Origin of the sequence: Mesorhizobium sp. M8A.F.Ca.ET.021.01.1.1 (genome assembly GCF_003998025.1) — a bacterium.
Taxonomy (GTDB): domain Bacteria; phylum Pseudomonadota; class Alphaproteobacteria; order Rhizobiales; family Rhizobiaceae; genus Mesorhizobium.
The window spans coordinates 1-8,338 of sequence record NZ_RZSJ01000250.1; the positions used below are offsets into that span (position 1 = coordinate 1).

Below are 8,338 nucleotides of genomic sequence, written 5' to 3' on the forward strand. Positions count from 1 at the left end.
TCCTTGAAGGACGGGTCGCCGATCATCGAGGTGCCGCCACCCATCAGCGCGATCGGCCGGTGTCCGGTCTGCTGCAGCCAGTGCAGCATCATGATCTGGATCAGCGAGCCGGCATGCAGGCTCTTGGCCGTGGCGTCGAAGCCGATATAGGCCGTCACGGTTTCCTTGGCGAAGATAGCGTCGAGGCCGGCATCATCCGAGGTCTGGTGGATGAAGCCGCGCTCGCTCATCGTGCGCAGGAAATCGGATTTGAAGGCAGGCATGTTTTCTTTCCCGAAAGCGTACGCCCGGTCCGTCGCGGGCATATGTGAACGCGCGCGTTTAGCACTCAAGTGGCATCAGCAAAAGTGGAATCCGGTTTTGCGCCGGATCGCGCGCCAACCAAGAGTTCGCGATCAGCAAAGGCGGAACCTGGTCTTGCTGCCCGCGGATGGCAATTGCGAATCCTTGCCTCATTCATGCCGCTGGCGTAATGAGGCGCCGCGCAAGGGCAGCGCCCGCACGCCGCGACGGGGTCGTCCCGCAGATCAGATCCGGAAAGCTCCCGCGATGAACAGAAACTACCTCTTCCTCTTTCTGTTCAGCTTGCTAATGAGTTTCAGCGGCTTGGCGAGCCTTCCGCCGATCGACCGCGACGAATCCCGTTTTGTCCAGGCGACCAAGCAGATGGTCGAAACTGGCGATTATATCGACATTCGCTTCCAGGATGTCTCACGCTACAAGAAGCCGATCGGCATCTACTGGCTACAATCGGCAGCTGTCGCATTGAGCGGCGAGGGCGCGGCCGCGCCGATCTGGGTGTACCGCCTTGTCTCGATGCTCGGAATCGCGCTCGCTGTTCTGGGCATCGCCTGGACGGGCACAAAAATGTTCGGCGCCAATGCCGGACTTGCCGCCGGCCTGATGATGGCGGCGATTTTCGCGACCGCCTTCGAGGGACGCGACGCCAAAACCGACGCCATGCTTCTGGCCTGCTGCGTGGCCGCGCAGGGCGCGCTGGCGCAGGTCTATCTGGCGGCGCGCCGCAACGAGCCGGTGGCGGGCCATCTGCCGTGGATATTCTGGTTCGCGCAAGGCGTGGGGATCCTCATCAAGGGGCCCGTGGCTCCGCTCCTGTCGCTGCTGACGGCGGCGGCCCTGTTTGCTTTCGAACGCGACTGGCGCTGGCTTTTGAAGCTGAAATTCGTGCGCGGCGTGGCGCTGGTATTGCTCATCGTGCTGCCCTGGGTCGCTTTTATCGGCTGGAAGAGCGGTGGCGCCTTTTTCCAGGAAGCCGTTGGCAAGGATATGCTGAACAAGGTCGCTTCGGGCGAGGAATCGCACGGCCTGCCACCGGGTTTCTACATGTTGACCTATTCGCTGTTCATGTGGCCGTTCGGCCTGATCGCGGTCGGCGCCGGGCTGCAGGCCCTCAATCGGGTGCGCGACGATTTCAGGCTGCGCTTTTGCCTGGCATGGTACATTCCGTTCTGGCTCGTGTTCGAACTCATCCCGACCAAGCTGCCGCACTACGTCCTGCCGGCCTATCCCGGCATGGCGCTGCTGATCGGCTGGCTGTTGACCCTGCAGCCGCAGGACGCCAATGCGCCGCTCAAGCGCTGGCAGCAGTGGCTGTGGTGGTCGACCGCATTCGGTCTGGTGGTGGTCAGCCTCGGCTTGGCGGCGGTCTGCGTCGGGGCACCGATCTACCTTACGCACAGCTTCTCGTGGTGGAGCATCCCGGCGGCAGCGTCAGCGCTTTGCGCCGGCTACCTCGCCTTCTCACGACAGTTGCAGGTGCCGCTGCCCCGCATCGGCGCAACCGCCGCCTGTGCGGGCATCACCTATGCCTTGCTGTTCGGTGTCATCGCCCCGTCCCTGAAGCCGATCTGGCTGAGCCCGGCGATCAAGGAAGCCGTGCGCGCCAACAAACCTTGCGACACGACCGTGCTGGCCTCGGCGCGCTATCAGGAGCCTAGCCTGGTATTCCTGGTCGGCACGAAGACGGTGCTGACCGATGTCGGTGGCGTGGCGGAGCATCTGCTCGCCGATCCTGCTTGCTCCTTGGGCCTGGTGCCGATCGGTGACGAACAGAAATTGAATGGCATGCTGTCCGTGCAAGGCAAGTCGGCCAACCGCGTCGCCGAAGTCGACGGCCTCAACTACTCATCGGGAGACAAACTGTCGCTCGGTCTTTATCGTGTGAGCCAATGACTTCGATGATGGCGTCGTGTTCCCAATGCTCGTGAAATCGCGCCCACCCGTTTCCAGCTCGCTCCTCGGGATAGGACGCCGATCCCTCGGCAATTTTCGCGACACCCTGCAACTCGCAAGACGGCGCCTTGCCGTTCGCCCCGCTCGCTATCCCAACATCTCATGGTGGGCGTGGGGCCTGGTCTGGGTCTTTCTGACGGCAGCAGCCTTTGTTCGTCTCGATACGCCGGCGGGGGTGGCGCATGGTCAATGGTCGCCCGATGTGGCCAGGCTTGCCGAGTTCTTCACGCAGTTCGGGCTGGGCGGCTGGTATCTTATTCCGTCCGCGCTTCTGCTTGTCGCGGCCAACCTGACGGATTGGCGAAGCCTTTCGCGGCGCGCGCTGATGCTGGTCTACAGTTGGACCTGTCTGGCTTTCCTGGTGCTGAGCGCGGTTGGCCTGTCCGGCCTCACCGTCAATGTCCTGAAATATGCCATTGGCAGGGCCCGCCCGCTCTACTTCCAGGATTTTGGCGTCCTTGCGCTGCACCCTTTTGCCTTCGATGCGCGCTTTGCCGGCTTTCCCTCCGGCCATGCCACGACGATGGGCGCCGTGTTCGGTATCCTGCTGCTTCTGTTTCCGCGGCGTTGGTACATCGCTTTGGTGGTCACGGCCTGCATCGCCTCGACCAGGGTCTTCGTCGGCGCGCACTATCCGAGCGACACCGTTGCCGGCTTCGGCCTCGGCTGCGCCTTCGCGCTGGCGTGCGGACTGGTCTTTGCCAGGCTCGGCTTCATCTTCCGGCCAGCACCTTCAGGATTGCCGGTCCGCAAGGCATCGTTCCGGCTGGTCGCCCCGGAAAAATAGGTCGGTGCCGGATAAACCACGCCGCGGCAGCCTTACGCAGAGGAGGCGGGCATTGCCCGCCCGCCCTTAGCCCGGCGAATACGGATCGCCCGATGTCTTACCTCAGCCGCTTCGGTCGCGGATCGGACAATTCACCGGCTAGCCGGCGATCGAGATAGTCGGCGCATTCCTCGATCAGCACATCGGCGTCGTTGGCGAAGAAATGGTTGGCGCCGGGCAGGGTCTTCTGCGTGATGGTGATGCCCTTTTGCGTGTGCAGCTTGTCGACCAGGCCTTGCACGTCCTTCGGCGGCGCCACCTTGTCGGCATCGCCATGGATGATCAGGCCCGAGGACGGGCAGGGCGCCAGGAACGAGAAATCATAGGTGTTGGGCTGCGGCGCGATCGAGATGAAGCCTTCGATCTCGGGCCGGCGCATCAGGAGCTGCATGCCGATCCAGGATCCGAAGGAGTAGCCGGCCACCCAGCAGCTCTTGGAATCCGGATGCAGCGACTGCACCCAGTCCAACGCCGCCGCTGCGTCCGACAACTCGCCGGTGCCATGGTCGAATTCGCCCTGGCTGCGGCCGATGCCGCGGAAATTGAAGCGCAGCGTGGTGAAGTCACGCCTCTGGAACATGTAGAAGAGGTCATAGACGATCTTGTTGTTCATCGTGCCGCCGAACTGCGGATGCGGATGCAACACGATGGCAATCGGCGCGCTCTTTTCCTTCGAGGGCTGGTAGCGTCCCTCCAGACGGCCGGCAGGACCGGTGAAAATGACCTCAGGCATGAAATACTCCACGTGACATATACAAGTGCGCGGCGCCCGGAACACTCTTCCTCTGGCTCCGCTTCCACAGACCTTGACGCAGGGCGAGCGTCTTCCTAGAAGCTAGTTTAGAATTGTTCAAAACTGGGTGGCCGAAACGCAATCGCCCGATCGCCTCGCCGCAAGCCGCGTAAATAGGACGGCTTGCCTTGGAATTTCAAGGAAATAACGCCATACGTCGGCGGAATGGCTTCTGACGGGAAGAACTGGACGAAAATGGCCGCGATACGCGCTTATCTCGACTATAATGCCAGTGCGCCGCTGCTTTCTGCGGCGCGCGAGGCCATGGTCGCGGCGTTTGATGCGGCCAATCCCTCGTCGGTCCATGCCGAAGGGCGCGCCGCGCGCAGGCTGATCGACAATGCCAGGCGCGACGTGGCGGCGCTGGTCAACGGCAAGGCCGAACATGTCGTCTTCACTTCGGGCGCGACCGAGGCCGCATCGACGCTTCTGAGGCCGGACTGGCAGATGGGGCGCGGCGCCATTCGCATGAGCCGGCTCTACGTGTGCGAGGCCGACCATCCGTGCCTGCTGAATGGTGGACGCTTCCCGGCAGACCTGGTGACGCGGATCGGTGTCGGCGCCGATGGCATCGTCAATCTCGACGCCTTGATGGCGGCGTTGGCCGGTCACGACAAGGCCGATGGCTTGCCCTTGGTCGCGATCCACGCCGCCAACAACGAAACTGGCGTCATCCAGCCGACCGATCGCATCGCGGAGATCGTCAGGGCGGCGGGCGGCATTCTTGTCGTCGACGCGGTCCAGGCCGCGGGCCGCGTTTCCATCGATATGTCGGCTGGATATGCCGACTATGTGATTCTGTCCTCGCACAAGCTCGGCGGCCCCAAGGGCGCTGGCGCCTTCGTTGCCGCTGCCGACCTGATGATGCCGAGGCCGCTGATCAATGGTGGCGGCCAGGAAAAGAGCCACCGTGGCGGCACCGAAAACCTGCCTGGCATCGTCGGTTTTGGCGCCGCTGCGCGGGAAACCCTGGCCCGGCTGAACACCATCGGTGCCGTGCGTCAGCGTCGCGACGAGGTTGAAACCATCATCAAGACCCTGGTGCCGGACGTCGAAATCTTCGGAGCCGGTGCACCAAGGCTTGCCAACACGACATTCTTCGCTATTCCCGGGGTCAAAGCCGAAACCGCCCAGATCGCCTTCGATCTGGCGGGCGTGGCGCTTTCCGCCGGCTCCGCCTGCTCGTCGGGCAAGGTCGGACCGAGCCATGTGCTCAAGGCCATGGGGCACGGTGACAGCCTTGGCGCCCTGCGCGTATCGGTCGGTGCAGAGACCGGCGCCGAGGACATCGAACTGTTCCGCGCCGCGCTGGCAGGCATCGCCGCGCGGAGGGCGGGCAGAGAGAAGGCCGCGTAGCGGTTGGAGCATCGGAATCCGATGCTTGAGAAAAACGGATTTGGGCTTCGGCCTGGTAGAGCCGTGCGTTTCATATTGGCCGGGTGAATTTCCGGTCGAGGCGCACTATATGGAACTTACGCTGCCGCGGACGCTGCTCGGGCGTTCATTTGGTGGTGCCATAGTTTGAAAACTGTCGGGCCTTGACCCCGGCGTGGATGGAGAACGCATATGCCTGCTGTGCAGGACACGATCGATCGGGTCCGAAAGATCGACGTCGACCAATACAAATACGGATTCCAGACCGAGATCGCCGTCGACAAGGCTCCCAAGGGCCTGAGCGAAGACATCATCCGTTTCATTTCGGCCAAGAAGGACGAGCCGTCCTGGATGCTGGAATGGCGCCTCGAAGCCTATCGCCGCTGGCTGACGCTGGAAGAGCCGACCTGGGCGCGCGTCGACTATCCCAAGATCGATTTCCAGGACATCTACTATTACGCGGCGCCCAAGAGCACGCCAGGACCGACTTCGCTCAGCGACGTCGATCCCGAGATATTGAAGGTTTACGAGAAACTCGGCATTCCGTTGAAGGAGCAGGAAATCCTCGCCGGCGTGCAGAAGACCGACGCCTCGGACCTCGAGGAAGTCAGCGACAACGTCTACAAATCAGGCCGCGTCGCCGTCGACGCCGTGTTCGATTCCGTCTCCGTCGTCACCACCTTCAAGAAGGAACTGGCGCAGGCCGGCGTCATCTTCTGCTCGATCTCGGAAGCGATCCGCGAACATCCGGAGCTGGTGCAGAAATATCTCGGTTCGGTCGTGCCGACCTCCGACAATTTCTACGCCACGCTGAATTCGGCCGTCTTCACCGACGGTTCGTTCGTCTTCGTGCCCAAGGGCGTGCGCTGCCCGATGGAGCTGTCGACCTATTTCCGCATGAACGAGAAGAACACCGGCCAGTTCGAGCGCACGCTGATCATCGCCGAGGAGGGGGCTTACGTTTCCTATCTCGAGGGCTGCACGGCGCCGCAGCGCGACGAGAACCAGCTTCACGCCGCAGTGGTCGAACTGGTCGCGCTCGACGATGCCGAGATCAAATATTCGACGGTGCAGAACTGGTACCCCGGCGATGCCGAAGGCAAGGGCGGCATCTACAACTTCGTCACCAAGCGCGGCGACTGCCGTGGCGACCGTTCGAAGATTTCGTGGACGCAGGTCGAGACGGGCTCGGCGATCACCTGGAAATACCCGAGCTGCATCCTGCGCGGTGACGATTCCTCGGGCGAGTTCTATTCGATCGCCGTCTCGAACGGCTACCAGCAGGTCGATAGCGGTACCAAGATGATCCATCTCGGCAAGAACACGTCGAGCCGCATCATCTCCAAGGGCATCGCCGCCGGCTTCTCGCAGAACACCTATCGCGGCCAGGTCTCGGCGCACCGCAAGGCGACCAACGCCCGCAACTTCACCAACTGCGACTCGCTGCTGATCGGCGACCAGTGCGGCGCGCACACCGTGCCCTACATGGAAGCCAAGAACTCGACCGCGCAGTTCGAGCACGAAGCGACGACCTCGAAGATCTCCGAGGACCAGAAGTTCTACGTCATGCAACGCGGCATCCCAGAGGAAGAGGCGATCGCACTGATCGTCAACGGCTTCGTCAAGGACGTCATCCAGCAGCTGCCGATGGAATTCGCGGTCGAAGCGCAGAAGCTGATCGGCATCTCGCTGGAAGGCTCGGTGGGCTGACCGGCCCAGACAAATATTCAGGAAACGAAAATGCTTGAGATCAAGAACCTGCATGCCCGCATCGTCGATGACGGCACCGAAATCATCCGTGGCTTGAACCTGACGGTGAAAGCCGGCGAGGTTGCCGCCATCATGGGGCCGAACGGCTCGGGCAAATCGACCCTGTCCTATATCCTCGCCGGCCGCGAGGACTATGAGGTGACCGAGGGCGACATCCTCTACAACGGCCAGTCGATCCTCGAAATGGATCCGGCCGAGCGCGCCACGTCAGGCATCTTCCTCGCCTTCCAGTATCCGATGGAGATACCGGGCGTCGCCACCATGGAATTCCTGAAAGTGGCGATGAACGAGCAGCGCAAGGCGCGTGGCGAGGAACCGCTGAAAATCCCGGAATTCCTGAAGCGCGTGAAGGAAGCCGCCGCATCGCTCAGCATGGACATGGCGATGCTGAAGCGGCCGCTCAATGTCGGTTTCTCCGGCGGCGAGAAGAAGCGCGCCGAAATCCTGCAGATGAAGCTCCTGGAGCCGAAACTCTGCGTGCTCGACGAGACCGATTCCGGCCTCGACATCGACGCGCTGAAGATTGTCTCGGATGGCGTCAACGCGCTGCGTTCGCCGGACCGGGCTTTCCTGGTCATCACCCATTACCAGCGCCTGCTCGAACACATCGTGCCGGACAGCGTGCACGTGCTCTACAGGGGCCAGGTCATCAAGTCGGGCGACAAGTCGCTGGCGCTCGACCTCGAGGCCAATGGCTATGCCGGTGTGATCGGCGAAGCCGCTTGAGATGCCAAGTCATTTTGTTCCAAAAGACAGGCGAGACTGATGAATATGCACACACAACCGCAGCGGACACCGGCCGAGACAGCGTTGATCGACGCCTTCGGCGACCGGCTGTCGCTGCTGCCGGGCGACGGCGCGGTGATGCTGAAGCGCGACGACGCCATCGAAGCGATCAAGCACGGCCTGCCGACGCGGCGCATCGAATCCTGGCATTACACCGATTTGCGCCGGCTTTTGAATGCGGTGCCGGACTTCGATCCGGCAGCCGCCGCGAAAGCCATCGCGCCAATCGTCGACGGTTCGACGGTTCTCGCTCTGTTGAACGGCGTGTCGAGCGCCAAGGCGCCGGACGTCGAGGGTGTCAGCGTCCAGCGTCTGTCCGAAAAGCTGACCGACGGCAGCATCGCGCCGGGGCTTGACCCCTATGGCAGTGACGATGCCATTGGTGCGCTGAACACCGCCTTCGTCGCCGACGGCTTTTTCGTCGACATCGCCGATGGCGCCGAGCTGGAAAAGCCGGTCGAGCTGCAAAACCTGCAGGCAGGTGGCCAGACCCATGTGCGCTTGCCGGTGCGTGTCGGCGCCGGCAAGCGCACATG

At 62.5% G+C, this 8,338-nt stretch carries 6 protein-coding genes and 2 pseudogenes; 6 read left to right on the forward strand and 2 right to left on the reverse strand.

Annotated features, from left to right (window positions below):
• Positions 1 to 263 (reverse strand): annotated as a pseudogene (locus EOA36_RS19420) (tyrosine--tRNA ligase); the annotation flags it as partial.
• 286 nt (positions 264 to 549) lie between these two features.
• Between EOA36_RS19420 and EOA36_RS19425 the strand changes: the two are divergent.
• Both EOA36_RS19425 and EOA36_RS19430 read left to right on the forward strand, forming a co-directional pair.
• Positions 550 to 2,193: a glycosyltransferase family 39 protein gene (locus EOA36_RS19425; RefSeq protein ID WP_127279006.1), complete on the forward strand. Its 1,644-nt coding sequence runs from the start codon at positions 550 to 552 to the stop codon at positions 2,191 to 2,193.
• Between the two features lie 25 nt (positions 2,194 to 2,218).
• Positions 2,219 to 3,040: a phosphatase PAP2 family protein gene (locus EOA36_RS19430; protein ID WP_127279007.1), complete on the forward strand. Its 822-nt coding sequence runs from the start codon at positions 2,219 to 2,221 to the stop codon at positions 3,038 to 3,040.
• A 97-nt stretch (positions 3,041 to 3,137) separates the two neighbouring features.
• Here the strand turns inward: EOA36_RS19430 and EOA36_RS19435 are convergent, their stop codons facing one another.
• Positions 3,138 to 3,812, reverse strand: coding sequence for an alpha/beta hydrolase (locus EOA36_RS19435; protein WP_127279008.1), 675 nt, complete (start codon positions 3,810 to 3,812; stop codon positions 3,138 to 3,140).
• 255 nt (positions 3,813 to 4,067) lie between these two features.
• On the opposite strand from EOA36_RS19435, the gene EOA36_RS19440 reads away from it, so the two are divergent.
• The 4 genes and pseudogenes from EOA36_RS19440 to EOA36_RS19455 form a co-directional block, all read left to right on the forward strand.
• On the forward strand, positions 4,068 to 5,228 hold the full coding sequence (locus EOA36_RS19440) for a cysteine desulfurase family protein (protein WP_127279009.1): 1,161 nt from the start codon (positions 4,068 to 4,070) through the stop codon (positions 5,226 to 5,228).
• Between the two features lie 210 nt (positions 5,229 to 5,438).
• The gene (gene sufB, locus EOA36_RS19445; RefSeq protein ID WP_127279010.1) at positions 5,439 to 6,956 is read left to right on the forward strand and encodes a Fe-S cluster assembly protein SufB; all 1,518 of its coding nucleotides are present in this window, start codon (positions 5,439 to 5,441) and stop codon (positions 6,954 to 6,956) included.
• Positions 6,957 to 6,986: 30 nt separating this feature from the next.
• Positions 6,987 to 7,742: a Fe-S cluster assembly ATPase SufC gene (sufC, locus tag EOA36_RS19450; RefSeq protein WP_127279011.1), complete on the forward strand. Its 756-nt coding sequence runs from the start codon at positions 6,987 to 6,989 to the stop codon at positions 7,740 to 7,742.
• Positions 7,743 to 7,781: 39 nt separating this feature from the next.
• Positions 7,782 to 8,338, forward strand: a pseudogene (locus EOA36_RS19455) (Fe-S cluster assembly protein SufD); the annotation flags it as partial.

Coding starts and splice junctions, on each gene's coding strand:
- EOA36_RS19430 (WP_127279007.1), top strand. CDS start 2,219: ATGCTCGTGAAATCGCGCCCACCCGTTTCCAGCTCGCTCCTCGGGATA.
- EOA36_RS19440 (WP_127279009.1), top strand. CDS start 4,068: ATGGCCGCGATACGCGCTTATCTCGACTATAATGCCAGTGCGCCGCTG.
- sufB (WP_127279010.1), top strand. CDS start 5,439: ATGCCTGCTGTGCAGGACACGATCGATCGGGTCCGAAAGATCGACGTC.
- sufC (WP_127279011.1), top strand. CDS start 6,987: ATGCTTGAGATCAAGAACCTGCATGCCCGCATCGTCGATGACGGCACC.
- EOA36_RS19435 (WP_127279008.1), bottom strand. CDS start 3,812: ATGCCTGAGGTCATTTTCACCGGTCCTGCCGGCCGTCTGGAGGGACGC.
- EOA36_RS19425 (WP_127279006.1), top strand. CDS start 550: ATGAACAGAAACTACCTCTTCCTCTTTCTGTTCAGCTTGCTAATGAGT.